This is a genomic window from Chryseobacterium sp. JV274 (assembly GCF_903969135.1).
Taxonomy (GTDB): Bacteria; Bacteroidota; Bacteroidia; order Flavobacteriales; family Weeksellaceae; genus Chryseobacterium.
Window position 1 is genome coordinate 269,987 of sequence record NZ_LR824569.1, and the last position, 16,004, is coordinate 285,990.

Below are 16,004 nucleotides of genomic sequence, written 5' to 3' on the forward strand. Positions count from 1 at the left end.
CTGTTAATCGCTAACCCATTCAAATAAATATTTTGGATCATATTCTATTTCAAATTTTGACATAAAATCCAGATATTCTTCTCTAAAAGTTTTCTTTTTATGATGTTCTTCCTGATTTAAAATATATTTTACAACAGAATCCACACTGCTTTTAGAATATGAAAAAGCTCCGTAGCCTTCCTGCCAATTGAATTTTCCATTGATCCACCCTTTTTCATTGATGAATTTTGAAGAACCCGCTTTAATATCTCTTACTAAATCTGAAACCGAAAGGGTCGGATTCATACTTACGAGAATATGTACATGGTCTGGCATTGCAAAAACTGCGAATAACTTTTGGTTTCTATTGGACACAATACCTGTAATAAACTGATGTAATTCTTCTCTGTTTTCTTTTGAAATCAGATTTTGTCTTCCTTTTACAGCGAAAACAATTTGAATATAAATCTGAGTGTATGTATTTGCCATAAATTAACAGGCCGCCTCTACGAGGCTCTCCAATTTTTAAATTATTCATCTATTAACAGTTCGCTCCTACGGAGCTTCCGCTAGTTTCTTAGAGGTTTTCCGTTCTGTAACATGTATTGGATTCTTTCCAGAGTTTTTCTTTCTCCACAAAGCTGAAGGAAGGTTTCTCTTTCAAGATTCAATAGATATTGTTCTGTAACGACTGTTGGTTCAGACAGATTTCCACCTACCATTACGTTGGCTAGTTTATCTGCAATTTTCTTGTCGTGTGCAGAGATGAAGTTTCCGGTTAGCATTTGGTCTGTTCCTACGTAGAACATTCCTAATGCATCTTTACCAAGAACTTTTACTTTTTGCTCGATTGGCTGAGTATAGCCTTGTTCTGCTAATAGTTTTGCTACTTTTTTAGCTTCAGCAATTTGTCTGTTTTTGCTTACGGAAACAATGTCTTTTCCTTTTTCAAGGATTCCCATGTCATAAGCTTCATACGCAGAAGTTGCTACTTTACCCATTGCAATATTCATGAAAGCATCACGAAGTCTGTTGTTTTTAACATCATCATTATGGAATTCTCTGGAAGTTCTTAAAGTCAGTTCTTTAGTACCACCTCCGCCAGGAATTACACCTACACCAGTTTCTACTAGTCCAATGTATGTTTCTGCTGCTGCAACCACTCGGTCGGCATGCATTGTCATTTCGCATCCTCCACCCAGAGTCATTCCGTGAGGAGCAACAACTACAGGAATAGAGGAGTAGCGTACTCTCATCATTGATTTCTGGAAGTAAGCGATCGCCATATTCAAATCATCCCAATCCTGCTCGATAGCCATCATAAGGATCATAGCAAGGTTTGCTCCTACAGAGAAATTAGTTCCCTGGTTTCCTACAACTAATCCATCATATTCTTTTTCTGCTAAATCAATTGCTCTGTTTAATCCATCAAGAACTTCACCTCCAAGAGAGTTCATTTTTGAACGGATCTCGAAGTTGATAATTCCGTCTCCTAAATCTTCAATAGAAGCACCAGAATTACTCCAAAGTGTTTTGTTTTTTCTGATATTATCTAAGATGATGAATGCATCCTGACCTGGGATTTTATTGTATTCTCCTGAATTTTTATCAACGTAAATACTTTGCCCTTCATCATTAACTTTATAAAAAGTTTCTACATTTTTCACCCAGTCAGAAACTTCGTATCCTGCATCTTTTGCCAGTTCTATACCTTTGGCAACCCCTACGGCATCCCAGATTTCAAATGGTCCGTTTTCCCATCCGAAACCTGCTCTCATGGCATCGTCAATTTTATAAACCTCGTCAGAGATTTCAGGAACTTTATGTGAAACGTAAGCGAATAATGCTCCTAACGATTTTCTGTATAATTCACCAGCTTTATCCTTACCTCCGATCAGAACTTTGAATCTGTCAATTGGTTTGTCAATCGCTTTTGTTAATTCTAAGGTAGGGAATGAAGATTTTCCTTGAAGTTCATACTCTAAAGTGTCAAGGTTTAATCCGTGAATTTCAGATTTTCCTTCTGCATTTTTCACTTTTTTATAGAAACCTTGTTCTGTTTTTGAACCTAGCCATTTATTATCCATCATTTTCTGGATATAACCTGGAAGCGCAAAAACATCATTGAAATCATTAGCTTCAGCACCGCTCTGGCGAACGCCGTTGGCTACCATTACCAAAGTGTCAAGACCTACAACATCAGCTGTTCTGAACGTAGCAGATTTTGGACGTCCTATTACCGGACCAGTTAATTTATCAACATCAGAAACAGTAAGTCCTAATTTCTGTACATTGTGAAGAAGATCCATCATAGAGAATACACCGATTCTGTTGGCGATGAAAGCTGGAGTGTCTTTGGCTAAAACGGTAGTTTTACCTAGGAATTTCGCCCCGTAGTTCATATAGAAATCGATGATCTCAGGAGCTGTATCGTTAGTAGGGATAATTTCTAAAAGAGGAAGATATCTTACAGGATTGAAGAAGTGTGTTCCTGCGAAGTACTTTTTGAAATCTTCGCTTCTTCCTTCTGTCAGGAAATGAATAGGAATCCCGGATGTATTAGAAGAAATTAATGTTCCCGGTTTTCTGAACTGTTCAATCTTTTCGTATACAGACTTCTTAATGTCAAGTCTTTCTACTACCACTTCAATGATCCAGTCTGTATTTTTTATTTTCGGAAGATCATCATCGAAGTTTCCGATTTTAATTCTGTCTGCAAACTTTGGTGAATAAAGAAGTGCAGGACTTGCTTTTTTAAGTTTTTCAAAGTTTTCGGAAGCAATTCTGTTTCTTACTACCTTATCATCTTTGGTCAAACCTTTTTTCTGTTCAGCTTCAGTAAGTTCAAAAGGAACAATATCCAAGAGTGATACTTCAACACCGATGTTGGCGAAGTGAGCCGCGATACCGCTTCCCATAATTCCTGAACCAAGAACCGTTACATGTTTGATTCTTCTTTTCATATGTAAATTTTTATTTTTATAAGATTATATGCCACCCGGAGGTTTCATCATAATTTATTTTCTGTTGTTTAATAATTCGTTTGCTATTTTCATGATTTCAGTCATCACATCTTTAAAAGCATCCAGCTTTTCGGGAGCAATTTTTTCCATCACCTTCTTGTTGAAGTTGACAACGACTTCCTTTGACATGTTTCTGGAGTTTAGTCCTTTATCTGTAAGCTTAATGATAACCTCTCTTTTATCAGTGGTTGTCTTTTCCTTATAGATATATCCGTTATCTTCCAGAAGTTTGATGATTCTCGTTAATGAAGTGGGTTCAATAGCCATCTTAGGACCAAGATTGGTACTTCGGGTTCCTTCTTTGGGATCAATTTTAAGAAGAGTAAGCGCCTGTACCGCTGTGGAATCATGTTCCTGGGCTAATTCTGTGTACATTTTAGAAACAGCCAACCAGGTCTGCTTTAAAATTAAATCTACGTTTTCTATTTTTTCCTTATTATTATCCATCATTTTTGCGCCAATGGTTTTACCCAAATTTAGTAAATATTATGCATGCATAGTATTTATTAACGTTAAATTTTGTTAATAACCTGAGAATAAATAGATTAAATTGTATGATTAGCATAATACTATGCATGCATAGTATGTGAATTGATCAAAGAAAATCTAGTATTAATGAATGTTTGTAATCAAATCAATGATTTCTTCAAAAGATTCACATTGGTAAGTAGAGGAATCTTTAGTAATTACCCAAAAAGCATTCTGAAAGTCAAAATTAAAGGCAGATAGGTCTTTTGGAAAGTTTTTTTGAAGCAGAGAATACAGCATTTCCTTGTGAAACTGGGGTGCCGAGATGAAAGGCGGAATAAAAGTCTCATTAATTTGAAATAATGATGCATTGGTGAGCTCCTCATGCTGAAGAAGAATGTCCTCAACAATTCCAGAATACAGATGATTGTCCTTTACATACCATATTTTATCTGCAAACTCTTTGGCTAGCCTCCAATCATGAGAAGAAAACAGGATCAATTTATTCTGTTCTTTAGCCAGTTTTCTCAAAGTTTTAAGAATAATGATTTTGTTTTTTTCGTCCAGATGAGTAGTTGGTTCATCCAGAATGATGATCGGGGAATTTTGGGTTATCGCCCGTCCGATAAAAGCTTTCTGAAGGTTTCCGTCTGACAGATTTTTCAAAAGGGTATATCGGTATTGATTTAAATCCAGTTCTTCAATGATGTGGGCCACTTCTTCACGGTCTTCTTTTTTTAACTCAAAATAAAAAGGGTAGTAGATGTATTTCCCCAAAGAAATAAGATCCTCAACCGTATAATGCTGCGGAATAACAGACTTTGAAAAAACAATAGCAATATTCTCCGCAATTTCTTTTACAGAAAGACTTTTTACATTTTTCCCGTTCATAGAAATTTCCCCATTCAGTAAAGGCAGCTGATGCAGAATAGATTTGATCAGCGTTGTTTTCCCAACCCCATTATTACCAATCAGCAGGCATACATCACCAAGCTTCAAGTCCGCATTGGCATTGGAAATTAAAGTTGTATTGTAGCCGATATTTGCCTGTTTGATCTGTAGGTGCATACTTGATTTGATTATACGCAGAAGCGCAGAATGTTTTACAAAAATAAGGTTTTAAGGCGCAAGGAATCTGACTTTGTCAAAATTTTTATATTTTTTCTTTACAGGTTATTTACAATCCTTGTTACACCATTTTTGAAAACATCAGATTGAAAATTGAGTAATAACCCCAATTTACAATTTGCCATTTTTAAATAAGTTAAAAGCTGTGCTTTATGAGTAGGTGATATATATTCAACTGTTTTTACTTCCAGAATTACTTTGCTTTCAACCATCAGATCAAGTTTAAAGGCATTGTCTATTTTCAAATCTTCATAAATGATGGGAAGAAACTTTTGTTTTTCTACTAAAAATCCAGCTTTTGTTAATTCATAGTACATACATTCTTCATATGCATGTTCAAATAAACCTGCTCCAAGTTTTCTATGAATTTTTAATCCTGTTTCAAAAACAATTTTTGATAGTTCATTTTCTGTCATTTGTTGTGTCTTATTGAACTTAAATATATGAATTGTTAGGTAAAAGTACGGGAATGTAGGTGCAATAATTTATTTAGGTATGCTATTGGGTAAACGCAAAGGCGCAAAGATTTTATCTACGATAAAATTGAATACTGAATATTTAAAGCCATAGAATCATATACTTGACGCTTGCTGAAAATCTTTGATTTTCTTGCACCTTAAAATAAGCGTTAGTATAAAAAATCCTTGCGTTTATCCAACATAAAAACTACACCTTATTCTGTTTCAAAAGCATCATCAGAATCACGGGAATTCCAAATACAGAGCTTATTACATTCAGAGGAATCTGAGTTTTTTCTGCAATAACCGAGAAAAGCAGCATGATCAGCATTCCCAGAAACATATTAAGAATCCATTGCTGCCATAATTTGGATGGATTATAGACAAGTCTGCAGAAGTGAGGGACAATAATTCCTATAAAGAGAATAGGTCCTAGAAATGCAGTAACAGAAGCTGAAAGGAGAGAGGAGGCAACTATTATTAAAAGTTTCAGCTGTTTCAGATTTACTCCTAAACTTTGTGCATAGGAATTCCCAAGAGAATTTCCAATAAGTGGTTTTATAGCTCTAAAACAGATCAATACTCCAATTAAAACCAAAACAAGCAACACATAAATCTGGTTTCTGGTCACCATATTATTGGCTCCGAAAGACCATAATATATAGTTTTTCAAGCTTTGATTCTCTGCATAAAACTGAAGCAGTGATACAATTGCCCCGGCAAAAGCAGATACAAGAAACCCAAAAATAATGAGATAAGATTTGTCCTGAAATCTATTAGACATCGACAACAATATCAGCATTAAGAGCAAGCTTCCTCCAATAGCTGATAAACTGAGAAAACTGTTCTGTAAAAACTCAGGAAGTAAAATATTGTGGGAAAAGAAAATATAAAAGGCGACAGACAGGCTGGCAACCGAAGTGATTCCCAATATATCAGGTCCTGCCAGCGGGTTTTGAAAATATTCCTGCATCAGAAAACCTGAAGTAGGAATTGAAATTCCGGCCAGCATCATTACCAAAACACGGTTGATGCGGATTTCGGCAATTTGGTTATGAGCAGAATCCAGAAAGAAATCCTGGAAGCTTAAACTTAAAAACCCTGTGTTCAGATTGATGACAGCACTCATAATAATGGCAATCATAAATAGCAAACACAGGATTTTAAATCTTTTTGACATGATTTAGAAAGAGTTCAGTCTATTTTATTTTAAGAAAGAATCGATTTTTGAATTTAATACATCTTCCGTCATCATTCCCAGATATTCATCGGTTTTATCTCCTTTTCTCATGAAAGTAAAAGGAATAGAGCCTCCGTCCCATTGTTTGAAATTGGAAGCGAAGAAATTCTGATCTAGTTTTTGTCCATCAAGTAAGATAACATTTTTTCCCAGCTTATTTTCTGTTGCAAAATTCTTTACAGCACCAGCCCAATCAGCTTTATCGTCAAGGTTTATGAAAGTAAATTTTACAGGTTTACCCTTCAGTTCATCCATTTTACTTTTAAAACTTGGAATTTCTCTCATGCATGGGCCGCACCAGGTTGCAAAAAAGTTGGTGACATATAAAGTATCATTGTTTTTTGCTAAATATTGACTTACATTTTCAGGAGAAAGTTCTTTGGGAACATACGTACTTTCTTCAGCACCTGTTGGTTGGGTTACAGAAAGAGAATCTGCAGCTGCAGTATTTTCAGTTTTCTGGCCTTCTTTTTTACAGCTGTACAATGCAGTAAGGAGTAACGTGGATAAAATTATCTTCTTCATAAATTATTTTTTATCTATTTTTGAATTGAAGTTATGGAACAACAAATCTATAAAGGAAAACTGATACAGTTTCATCCGTTAAAAATAGCGAAAAAGGAAGAGCTGACCAAAAATACTTTTTCTCTGGAGTTTGATATTCCTGAGAATTTAAAAGAAAATTTCAGGTTTGAAGCCGGGCAGTTCGTCAGTATAAAATTTCAGGCATATGGTAAAGAGGTTATTAATGATTACTCAATGACTTCGGCACCTTATGAGGGAAAAATATGTTTAGGAATAAAGATGAATTCCCCTGAAGGTGCTGCTTCCCAGTTATTTCAAAACTATGATGCGGATGATATTCTATGGGTGAGTGAACCTGCAGGAAGATTTACATTGGTTTCTAAGCCAAGTGAGTTCAGAACCATTGTAGCCTTTGCTGCCGGTATTGGAATTACCCCGATTTTGAGCCACTTTAAGAATATTCTTCATACAGAACCCAGAACCCGGTTATTTTTATTTTTTGGAAATAAAAGTTCAGAAGACCTGGTATACCGTGATCAATTGGATAATCTTGCCAGAACATGTGGTGACAGACTTCAGATATTTTATTTCTTCTCACAGGAGAAAACAGGAGATCAGTTTTTTTATGGCAGATTGGATGCCAAGAAATTAAATCTTATCATCAATCAGATTCTCCATTTGGATGATACCGATGAAGAATCTACGATCTGGGATGCGGTGGACGAAGTGCTGATCTGCGGAAAAGGAGAAATGATCAAGACACTGGCCAATGCCTGTTATCATCACGGAATTCCGAAAAAGAACATCCATTTTGAACTTTTTGAGGAATTTAATGATGATATTTATCCTGTAGAAAAAGAATTTCCTCTGATTGAAGATATAGAGGTTGAATTTACCATGCTTGGAAAAAAATATACAACTCATCTTCCTGATAACAAGGACAAAATCCTGCAGCAGCTTCTGATTCAGAAGTTTCCGGTTCCTTATTCATGCAAGTCTGGAATCTGCGGAAGCTGTGAATGTTCTTTAGAAGAAGGAGAAGTGGAACTGCTGGAGAATGAGTATCTTACTGAAAGAGAAGAAGAGCAGGGGCATATATTGGCTTGCATGTCTATTGTGAAAAGTAAAAAAATAAAGCTTAACTTTGATCTTAGTTGAGAGTCATTAGGAACATATTTAACCTGGGTTTTATATCATTGGAATTGGGAATTCTGATGATATGTTTCTGTAATGTGTGGGTTTTCGGGCTTACCAACGGGAGAACCTATACCAAAATCTCAAAAATTCCACCAAGAGAGGTAGCATTGGTCCTGGGGACATCTCCGAAAATGAGATCCGGAAAATCTAATCCCTATTTTACGAAAAGAATGGATGCTGTAGCTCTTCTTTACCACCATGGGAAAATCAAGAAAATTATAGTGAGCGGGGAGAAGAGTACAGGGTACAATGAACCGAGAGCAATGAAAAATTATCTGGTTTATCTGGAAGGTGTTCCGGAAGATATTATTATGGAAGACCCGAAAGGTTTCAATACCTATAAAAGTATTCTCCGTTGTAAGGATGTTTATAAAAAGAAAAATGTCATCATTGTATCTCAGGGATATCACAACCTGCGGGCTTTGTTTTTTGCAAGAAACAATGATATGAATGCTTTGGGATTTGATGCTCAGGATGTCACAAAATCTGAAAGCTTCTACAGAAACCAGACGAGGGAAATCCTCGCCCGTGTGATTGCTGTAGTCTATTTTATTTTAGGCGTTTCTCCGGATTAGAAAGGATATCCGAACGCGATATTAACAGTGGGTTTAAAAGGCTGGAAATATTTGAATCTCCATCGGTCTCCATCAGGTTTATTCGGGTCATAGATCTTGTAAGCAAGGTCAATTCTGGCCGTTACATACGCGATATTCAATCTTAATCCAAATCCACTTCCGATACCTACCTGCTTCAGGAACTTATTAAATTTAAATTCATCTCCATATCCGTCATTATAGTTACGAAGACTCCATGTATTTCCTATATCTGTAAATAAAGCACCCTCATAGGTTTTATTGAACGGAATTCGGTATTCAATATTGGTGGTAAGCTTTAAATTGTCTGTCATATAAGTACGTACTCTTTCATCCACTTGAGAATCTGCAGGACCTAATCCTCCAAATGCTACCCATGCTCTGATATCGTTGGAACCTCCATTGAAATATGATTTGATGATTGGCATATCCTGAGAATTTCCATACGGTATTCCAACCCCGATAAACTGGCGAAGTACTAATGTCTGGTTTCCATTGAATTTGAAATATTTTCTGGCATCAATATCAAATTTTATAAACTGTGCATATGGCAGTCCGAAAATGGTTTTTTGAGGACCGGTAACAACACCTCCGTCGTTATCTTTTTTATTGAATAAGCTTAAAATGTTTCCTGCAAGCTCAACTTTCCCATTAAAATAAAATGCGTTTGGATATTCCTTTTTCCCAATTTCACTGTATACAAAGTTATAGATCATGGAAGAAATAAGAACATCCTGCGTTTGTCTGTCTTTGTTGACCAATGTTCCGGTAAATGCCGTTAAAAGATCTGTTCCCTGCTGATTCAGACTTCCACGGTAAGCATCGTTCTCGATAATTTCTTTAGAAACTTCATCTACGCTTAGTTTTCCATCTTTATAATCCTGACCAGTTTGTGCAGTTTGCGGGTTAAACATAAAATAATTCCCGAAAACTTCATCTTTTACTCTTCTGTCATTGACAAAGTAGTCGTAATAAGCATCTTTATTTTTGGTTAAACTGACCTGAGTATTGAATAAAGTAAGCTTATGGTATACCTGATCATTAACACTTGCCTGATAATTCAGTCCTGTATTAAAAATAATTCTTCCCAAACCGATGTTGTTCTGTATGGACGCCCCCAACAGAATAGATGAAGTAGGCGTATATCGTTTAGGGATAAATTTATAATAATTAAATGGAAGCAAAAGCCTTGGGAAATTCAAAGATGCCTGAGCTGATATTTCATAGGCGGCAACTCTTTTATCAATATCCTTTGTACTTCTGATAGATCCAAATGTTCCTGAAAGACTCGTGGAAAGGTTTTCTGCCCCCCTGAAAACATTACGGGTAGTAAGGTCTACAGAAGGAGAGATACCGAGATTTAAGAGCTGAGAGTAATTGATATCTGTTCCCAGTTTAAATTCATACTTTGGAAGAGGTTTCAGTACATATAAAACATCAACAATACTGTCGTTAGGTGATGCCATTCCTCCTTGTCTCAGGGAATCTCTTGCCTTAACGATGCTGAAATTGTTCATCGCCAAAAGGTTTCTCTTCGTTACGTCAAGTTTAGTCTGGTCGAAAACTTTTTTACTGTCCGGAATAATAGCTCTCCATATGGATGAAAGTTTATATTTATCATTCATCGTATGAAATCTTATTCTCCTTAAGCTGTCTTTTTTGGTGTTTTTAGGGTAATCACCCGGTTCATCAACAATCGCAACATCTATATTTCCGAAAGTTGAGATTTTATATGGAGTATCCAGAGAATCTTTGTGAATTTCCAGTGTCAAAGGAACCTGTTTTCTGCTTTTGAGAGAGTCAGCTACAAAATAAACCTCATCATTGGAGGCATTGAATCTATAGAACCCAAACTCTCTCATCAGATCAGTAATTCGGGTGACTTCTCTTTCAAGAACAGTCTGATCAAGAATCTGTCCGGATCTTATAAGACTTCTGTTCAAATTATAGTTGTAGTAACCTTTGATCCCCTGATCCGGAATATTATAAAAATAATCCTTGATTCGGGTAGGGTCATTATGCTTAATGGAATAATTAACAGCGGCTTTTTTAGCAGCGGAATCCAGGGTATGTTTAAACGTTACATCCGCATCCCAGTATCCTCTGTAAGTAAGTCTTTTTTTAATAGATTCAGCACTTTTTTCACTTCTGGTCTGATCAAGAATCACTGGCGGTGTTCCCCAGTTATGCAATAAACGATCGAACAGCAGGCTTTTTCCAACACTGCTTTTCATATTATATTTAAGGAATAAAGAGTCTCTCAGTTTCTGATTTCTCATCTCTCCGGGATAGGTCATATATTCATTAAGTATCGTATCGTATTTCGTGTCAGCCATATTGTACAGAAGAAGACTTAATGGCATGAAAAGAAATTGCTTTTTATTAGGCTTTTGCTGAATATAATCTTTGAGTTCCTCATCGAAAAATTCTTTCTTATCCTCGAACCCTAATGTGTTCTTGGTAAGCAGATATTCGCCTTCAGGAACTTTTTTTGTTGTACTACAAGCATAAAGGAGACCAACAAATGTTGCAAATGAGATAATTTTATAATATTTTTGAGGAGAATTCTTATAATGCTTACAGCTCATACAATAAAAATTTTACAGTCTTTAGATAAAAAGAAGTTCAGACAAAAATACAATTTGTTTTTGGTTGAAGGTAATAAAATCATTTGTGAACTTTTTAATTCTAACTTTAAAGTTAAAGAAATATTATCAACCGATCCACAAAAATTGGACCGTACTGATATTCCTGTTACTCATATCTCTGAAAATGAATTAAAAAAAATTAGTTTTCTTAAAACACCAAAAGATTCCGTAGCGGTATGTTATCTTGCTGAGGAAGAAAAATGGGCGGATAAGAATATACAGCTGGTTTTGGATGGAATACAGGATCCAGGAAATTTAGGAACCATTATACGGCTGGCAGACTGGTTCGGAATAGAACAGATTATCTGCAGTGAAGATACCGTAGATGTCTACAATCCGAAAGTGATTCAGGCTACTATGGGTTCTTTTACCAGAGTTAATGTTGTGTATACTGATCTTGTGGAATATCTTTCTGCAACAGAAAATGTAAATATCGGAACGGATATGGAAGGGGAGAACATTTATACATTTGAAAAACCTGAAAAGATCAATCTGATCTTAGGAAATGAAGGAAATGGAATGAGACCAGAAACTGAAAAACTTTTACAAAAAAGTATCAGCATCCCGAGATTTGGAAAATCCCAGTCTACAGAAAGTCTGAATGTATCCATGGCTGCCGGGATTATTTTAGGACAGTTATTTTCAAAATAAAACTTAGAAATTAGGGCTTAGGGAGTGAAAATATAACATTATTTTCTAAATCCTAAGCCCTAATTCCTTATATCAATTGTTCCATGCTGGAAACACTTTTATTTTTCTGATATACTTCCATCTTTTTTCTGACATACTTCAACGCTATAGGAGCGAGGTAGATTAATGCCGCACCAATCAGTTTTTTCTTCCAGTTGGAGCTTTTCATATTCTTTTTGGCGTAGTTTCCTACGATAGCGGTAACCCCTAGTTTAACAAGGCTGTCCGTAATATTCCCTCCTTTGAAAGCGGAGCTTGCAATTCCTACAGCTGTATTTTTGTTAATCAGTAGATCTTTTACTTCTGAGGTAAGCTGTTTGGCAATGACGTCCTTTCTCAGAACCACTTTTTCATCACCGTCTTCATCTATCTTTTCCTGAAGATATTGGTCGCTTAATCCATTGGTAAATGCACTTAGGCTTTCCTTTGTGTTTTTGAAGGTAAGAAGATTCTCCAGATCATTTATTTCACCTTGAAGCAGTTTTTTCTTTCTTCTTAATTCTTCTATGCTCTCGTATTTTCTGCCCATAGTTTAATGATTTAAAAATTTAATAACCTGATCTGCAACAGCATTTACGATCTTCGTTTTGAAGGCAACAACAAATGCCATTACCAGTGCATAGAATGCAGCAACAATTAAGAATCCGTAAGAGTAATTATCCAGTGCTTTTCCAATAAGGAAAGCGATTCCAAAATTGAAAAGGATAATAAAAAAAGCAAAAGCAACAAGCAGTACTACAAAGTAAGTAATGAGCCCGGCAGAAAGGGACGACTTTTCAGTCGCTTCAATTTTCAGAAGATCTATTCTCTTGGAGGCGTATTCTTTAATAGTTTCTATCATTGTTTTTTTTTAAAGTTACAAAAAAAGGAACTTTTGCACAAAAGTTCCTTTCTGTAATTTACTTAAAAAAGATAAATTACTTATTTTTTCAGATCATTCAGTTCTGCTTCTACATCTTTTGCCAAATCTGCAGTTTTAGAAACAATTTGATCTTTATATTTGTCATATCCGTCTTTCACAGTATGTGCTACGCTGTTTGCAGTTTCTTTGAAAGTAGAAGAAATATTGCCATATTGGTCTTTTACTTTTTCAGAAACCTCTCCGTATTTATTTTTAGCCTGATCTTTAAGATCATTTGCCTTATCCTTTATTTTTTTTCTGGTTTCTTTACCTTCTTCCGGTGCATAAAGCATTCCTAAGATTACACCTGCCGCAGCACCTGCAAGAAGTCCTGCCAATATACCTGCTGTATTATTTCCTTTTCTAGACATTTTAAGTTTTTTAATAATTAATAATAGATTAGTTTTTACAGTAATAAAACTTACAATTTGTATACCAAAGGGGGCTTGAGGCCTATTAAAAATTGTTAAATCTTTTCGATGTGAGATAAAATAAGTTCAATAGTTTCTTCTTTGGTCAATTCTGAGTTATCAATAACGATAGCGTCTTCAGCCTGCTTCAAAGGGGCTATTTCGCGCTCGCTGTCAATCTTATCACGCTCTATAAGGTTCTGCTTTACCTGCTCTTTATCTGCTTCAATTCCCATACCTTGCAGTTCCAGGAACCTTCTGCTGGTTCTTTCATCAATACTGGCAGTAAGAAAGAATTTATAGTCCGCATTTGGCAGAACTACTGTCCCAATGTCACGTCCGTCCATAATGACACCTCCTTTTTCTGCCAAAGTGCGCTGTGACTGAAGCAAAAAGTCTCTTACTTCTTTTTGTTTGGCAACAAGGCTCACATTGTCAGATACTATATTAGTACGGATTTCTTTGGAGATATCCGTGTCATTAAGAAAAAGGATAAGTGTTCCGTCGTTGTTTTTAAACTCAAGGCGGATCTGGTCTAAGGAAGAGAATAATGTATTCAGATCAATTCCTCCATTTTCGTCCAGACAATGCTGCAATGCATACCAGGTAACTCCTCGGTAAAGAGCTCCTGTGTCCATATGAATAAGTCCCAGTTTATCTGCAATGATTTTAGAGATAGAACTTTTTCCGGTAGACGAGTACCCATCGATAGCAATTACAGGTTTTTTCATACTGCAAATTTCAAGATTTTTTCTTAAAAATCAAGAGGAAGTAAGAAAATTTCAGAATAATTAAGAAAATTTCAGCCGAAAAGATTACTCTCCTCTGTGGCTGGAAAGGTCCATGGAAATTCCTATCTGATTGACATTGGAAGAGTTGTGATATCTTACATGAGCATAATCTATGCGGAATCTGGAAACTTTTACTCCAAATCCTGCAGAAAGTCCGGAGAAGTTTCTTTGATCTGCAACTGCCAGCTCATTTCCTCTTTTTACATTATATCCCAATCGGATGTTGAAGTTTTTTTCCGGAAACAATTCAGCTCCCAATGAAAAGTGATCTGCTATTTTTCTGCCGGCATTCACTTTCTGTCCGTCCAGGTTATATTCTGAAGAAATATCAAATTTCTGAAGATCATGCGCTGTAATAGTAATTGCAAGAGGGAAGTTCTTGATTATTTTGGTATACCCAAGATCAATTCTGAAAGGAAGATTCTCTCTTGTTCCATTGAATGACTTCAGCTGAAAACCAAAATTTCTCATCACAAGAGAAACTACTTCTTTGTTCTTTTTATTATGATAGGTAACTCCCGCTGTTCCTGAAATTGCGGAAGAAGTATAGTTGTCAATTTTTGAGGTAACGAAATTAAGCCCTCCACCAATCGTCCAGTCTTCTTCAAATTGGTAGGCATAACCTGCGCCAATGGCTACATCCGAAGCCTTGAATTCTCCGTTTTCGAAACCGCTTTCGTCCGTTCTCGGTGTACTTCCATAGCTCATATACCTGGCGTTGATGGTAGCCATATGGCCATTCTCAAAGTCTTTGGCATAAGCAATAGTTCCGTATTTTGAATCGGCAAGATAAGCTGTTGCGTTTACAGAAAGCTGTTTGTCAGAATCTCTATTTAACAGGGCAGGGTTTGCAATAGCAAAGGAAACATCATAATCTCTTATCGAAATTGCATCGCCACCCAAAGCAGCCTGTCTTGCAGATACAGGTACATTTAAGAACGGATAAACATTTGTTCCTGTTTGCGCATAAGAAACAATTCCTGATAGAAATAATGAAAAAATGATAATTTTCTTCAACTCAATTTATAATTAATGCAAAAATAATCCTTTTTCGTACTTTTCAAAATATTTCTTACATTATTTCTACTTAAATATTTTTCTTTCATCAATATCTTTAATGATTATATTTGCAAAATCAAATTCAGGGGAAACCCATACTAATAAAAAGTTACTAAAAATAAAAGATGAAATATAAAAGAATCCTTCTGAAACTAAGCGGTGAGGCCTTAATGGGAAACAGGCAATATGGTATTGATACCGAAAGACTGCAGGAATATGCCGTTGAGATTAAGAGAGTAGTCGAAAAAGGCTGTGAAGTAGCGATCGTCATTGGAGGAGGAAATATTTTCCGTGGTGTTGCAGGAGCTGCAAAAGGTATGGATAGAGTGCAGGGAGACTATATGGGAATGCTGGCAACTGTAATCAATGGTATGGCATTGCAGGGAGCATTGGAAGATGCAGGAATCAAAACAAGACTTCAATCTGCTATCGAAATGGATAAAGTAGCTGAACCTTTCATCAAAAGAAGAGCTGTAAGACACCTTGAAAAAGGAAGAGTCGTAATCTTCGGAGCAGGTACAGGAAACCCTTATTTTACTACAGATACAGCGGCTACTCTAAGAGCAATCGAAATTGGAGCTGATGTGATCTTAAAAGGAACAAGAGTAGACGGAATCTATGACAGCGATCCTGAAAAAAATGCTGATGCTGTAAAATACAATTCATTATCTTTTGATGAAGTATTTGAAAAAAACCTTAAGGTAATGGATATGACTGCCTTTACCTTGAGCCACGAAAACAAATTGCCAATTATTGTATTCGATATGAATAAAGATGGTAACCTGTCAAAAATTGTAGACGGAGAGAATGTAGGTACTTTGGTTAATTTATAATCAATCCTAGAACTAAAAAATATAAGAACACCTGCCATGATTATTGTGGCAGGTGTTTTTG

Annotated in this window: 17 protein-coding genes; 4 read left to right on the forward strand and 13 right to left on the reverse strand. The window is 35.9% G+C overall.

Going from position 1 to position 16,004, the window contains the following annotated elements; all coding sequences use genetic code 11:
• Positions 1–3: 3 nt before the first annotated feature.
• The 7 genes from tnpA to CHRYMOREF3P_RS01280 form a co-directional block, all read right to left on the reverse strand.
• On the reverse strand, positions 4–468 hold the full coding sequence (gene tnpA, locus CHRYMOREF3P_RS01250) for an IS200/IS605 family transposase (RefSeq protein ID WP_077417793.1): 465 nt from the start codon (positions 466–468) through the stop codon (positions 4–6).
• Between the two features lie 80 nt (positions 469–548).
• A complete protein-coding gene (locus tag CHRYMOREF3P_RS01255; protein WP_077417791.1) occupies positions 549–2,942 on the reverse strand; it encodes a 3-hydroxyacyl-CoA dehydrogenase/enoyl-CoA hydratase family protein in 2,394 nt (797 codons plus the stop codon).
• 54 nt (positions 2,943–2,996) lie between these two features.
• Positions 2,997–3,449, reverse strand: coding sequence for a MarR family winged helix-turn-helix transcriptional regulator (locus CHRYMOREF3P_RS01260; protein WP_034694513.1), 453 nt, complete (start codon positions 3,447–3,449; stop codon positions 2,997–2,999).
• Positions 3,450–3,614: 165 nt separating this feature from the next.
• Positions 3,615–4,538: an ABC transporter ATP-binding protein gene (locus CHRYMOREF3P_RS01265; protein ID WP_180563660.1), complete on the reverse strand. Its 924-nt coding sequence runs from the start codon at positions 4,536–4,538 to the stop codon at positions 3,615–3,617.
• 98 nt (positions 4,539–4,636) lie between these two features.
• Positions 4,637–5,014, reverse strand: a complete 378-nt coding sequence (locus CHRYMOREF3P_RS01270) for a GxxExxY protein (RefSeq protein ID WP_180563661.1) — start codon at positions 5,012–5,014, stop codon at positions 4,637–4,639.
• Between the two features lie 250 nt (positions 5,015–5,264).
• The gene (locus CHRYMOREF3P_RS01275) at positions 5,265–6,236 is read right to left on the reverse strand and encodes an iron ABC transporter permease (protein WP_180563662.1); all 972 of its coding nucleotides are present in this window, start codon (positions 6,234–6,236) and stop codon (positions 5,265–5,267) included.
• Positions 6,237–6,260: 24 nt separating this feature from the next.
• On the reverse strand, positions 6,261–6,821 hold the full coding sequence (locus CHRYMOREF3P_RS01280; protein WP_077417785.1) for a TlpA family protein disulfide reductase: 561 nt from the start codon (positions 6,819–6,821) through the stop codon (positions 6,261–6,263).
• Between the two features lie 33 nt (positions 6,822–6,854).
• Between CHRYMOREF3P_RS01280 and CHRYMOREF3P_RS01285 the strand changes: the two genes are divergently transcribed.
• Entirely contained in the window at positions 6,855–7,979 is a 1,125-nt protein-coding gene (locus CHRYMOREF3P_RS01285) for a ferredoxin--NADP reductase (protein ID WP_047384720.1), read from the forward strand.
• Positions 7,980–8,035: 56 nt separating this feature from the next.
• The gene (locus CHRYMOREF3P_RS01290; protein ID WP_410493603.1) at positions 8,036–8,593 is read left to right on the forward strand and encodes a vancomycin high temperature exclusion protein; all 558 of its coding nucleotides are present in this window, start codon (positions 8,036–8,038) and stop codon (positions 8,591–8,593) included.
• Here the strand turns inward: CHRYMOREF3P_RS01290 and CHRYMOREF3P_RS01295 are convergent.
• On the reverse strand, positions 8,590–11,199 hold the full coding sequence (locus tag CHRYMOREF3P_RS01295) for a BamA/TamA family outer membrane protein (protein WP_077417779.1): 2,610 nt from the start codon (positions 11,197–11,199) through the stop codon (positions 8,590–8,592). The two genes, CHRYMOREF3P_RS01290 and CHRYMOREF3P_RS01295, sit on opposite strands and share 4 nt — an antisense overlap.
• On the opposite strand from CHRYMOREF3P_RS01295, the gene CHRYMOREF3P_RS01300 reads away from it, so the two are divergent.
• Positions 11,185–11,910 (forward strand): TrmH family RNA methyltransferase, encoded by a 726-nt coding sequence (locus CHRYMOREF3P_RS01300; RefSeq protein ID WP_180563663.1) that lies wholly within the window; start codon positions 11,185–11,187, stop codon positions 11,908–11,910. The two genes, CHRYMOREF3P_RS01295 and CHRYMOREF3P_RS01300, sit on opposite strands and share 15 nt — an antisense overlap.
• A 67-nt stretch (positions 11,911–11,977) precedes the next feature.
• On the opposite strand, the gene CHRYMOREF3P_RS01305 is transcribed toward CHRYMOREF3P_RS01300, so the two are convergent.
• The 5 genes from CHRYMOREF3P_RS01305 to porQ all read right to left on the reverse strand — a co-directional run bounded on the left by CHRYMOREF3P_RS01305 (position 11,978) and on the right by porQ (position 15,068).
• Positions 11,978–12,478 (reverse strand): phosphoribosyl-ATP pyrophosphatase, encoded by a 501-nt coding sequence (locus CHRYMOREF3P_RS01305; RefSeq protein ID WP_077417775.1) that lies wholly within the window; start codon positions 12,476–12,478, stop codon positions 11,978–11,980.
• A gap of 3 nt (positions 12,479–12,481) precedes the next feature.
• Positions 12,482–12,790, reverse strand: a complete 309-nt coding sequence (locus CHRYMOREF3P_RS01310; protein WP_077417773.1) for a phage holin family protein — start codon at positions 12,788–12,790, stop codon at positions 12,482–12,484.
• A gap of 80 nt (positions 12,791–12,870) precedes the next feature.
• Positions 12,871–13,221 carry a YtxH domain-containing protein gene (locus CHRYMOREF3P_RS01315; protein WP_047384732.1) on the reverse strand — a complete coding sequence of 117 codons (351 nt, stop codon included), beginning with the start codon at positions 13,219–13,221 and terminating at the stop codon, positions 12,871–12,873.
• 95 nt (positions 13,222–13,316) lie between these two features.
• Positions 13,317–13,991, reverse strand: a complete 675-nt coding sequence (gene cmk / locus CHRYMOREF3P_RS01320; RefSeq protein ID WP_180563664.1) for a (d)CMP kinase — start codon at positions 13,989–13,991, stop codon at positions 13,317–13,319.
• 84 nt (positions 13,992–14,075) lie between these two features.
• The gene (gene porQ / locus CHRYMOREF3P_RS01325; protein WP_077417769.1) at positions 14,076–15,068 is read right to left on the reverse strand and encodes a type IX secretion system protein PorQ; all 993 of its coding nucleotides are present in this window, start codon (positions 15,066–15,068) and stop codon (positions 14,076–14,078) included.
• Between the two features lie 167 nt (positions 15,069–15,235).
• Between porQ and pyrH the strand changes: the two genes are divergently transcribed.
• Positions 15,236–15,943, forward strand: coding sequence for a UMP kinase (gene pyrH, locus CHRYMOREF3P_RS01330; protein ID WP_077417767.1), 708 nt, complete (start codon positions 15,236–15,238; stop codon positions 15,941–15,943).
• Positions 15,944–16,004: the final 61 nt, after the last annotated feature.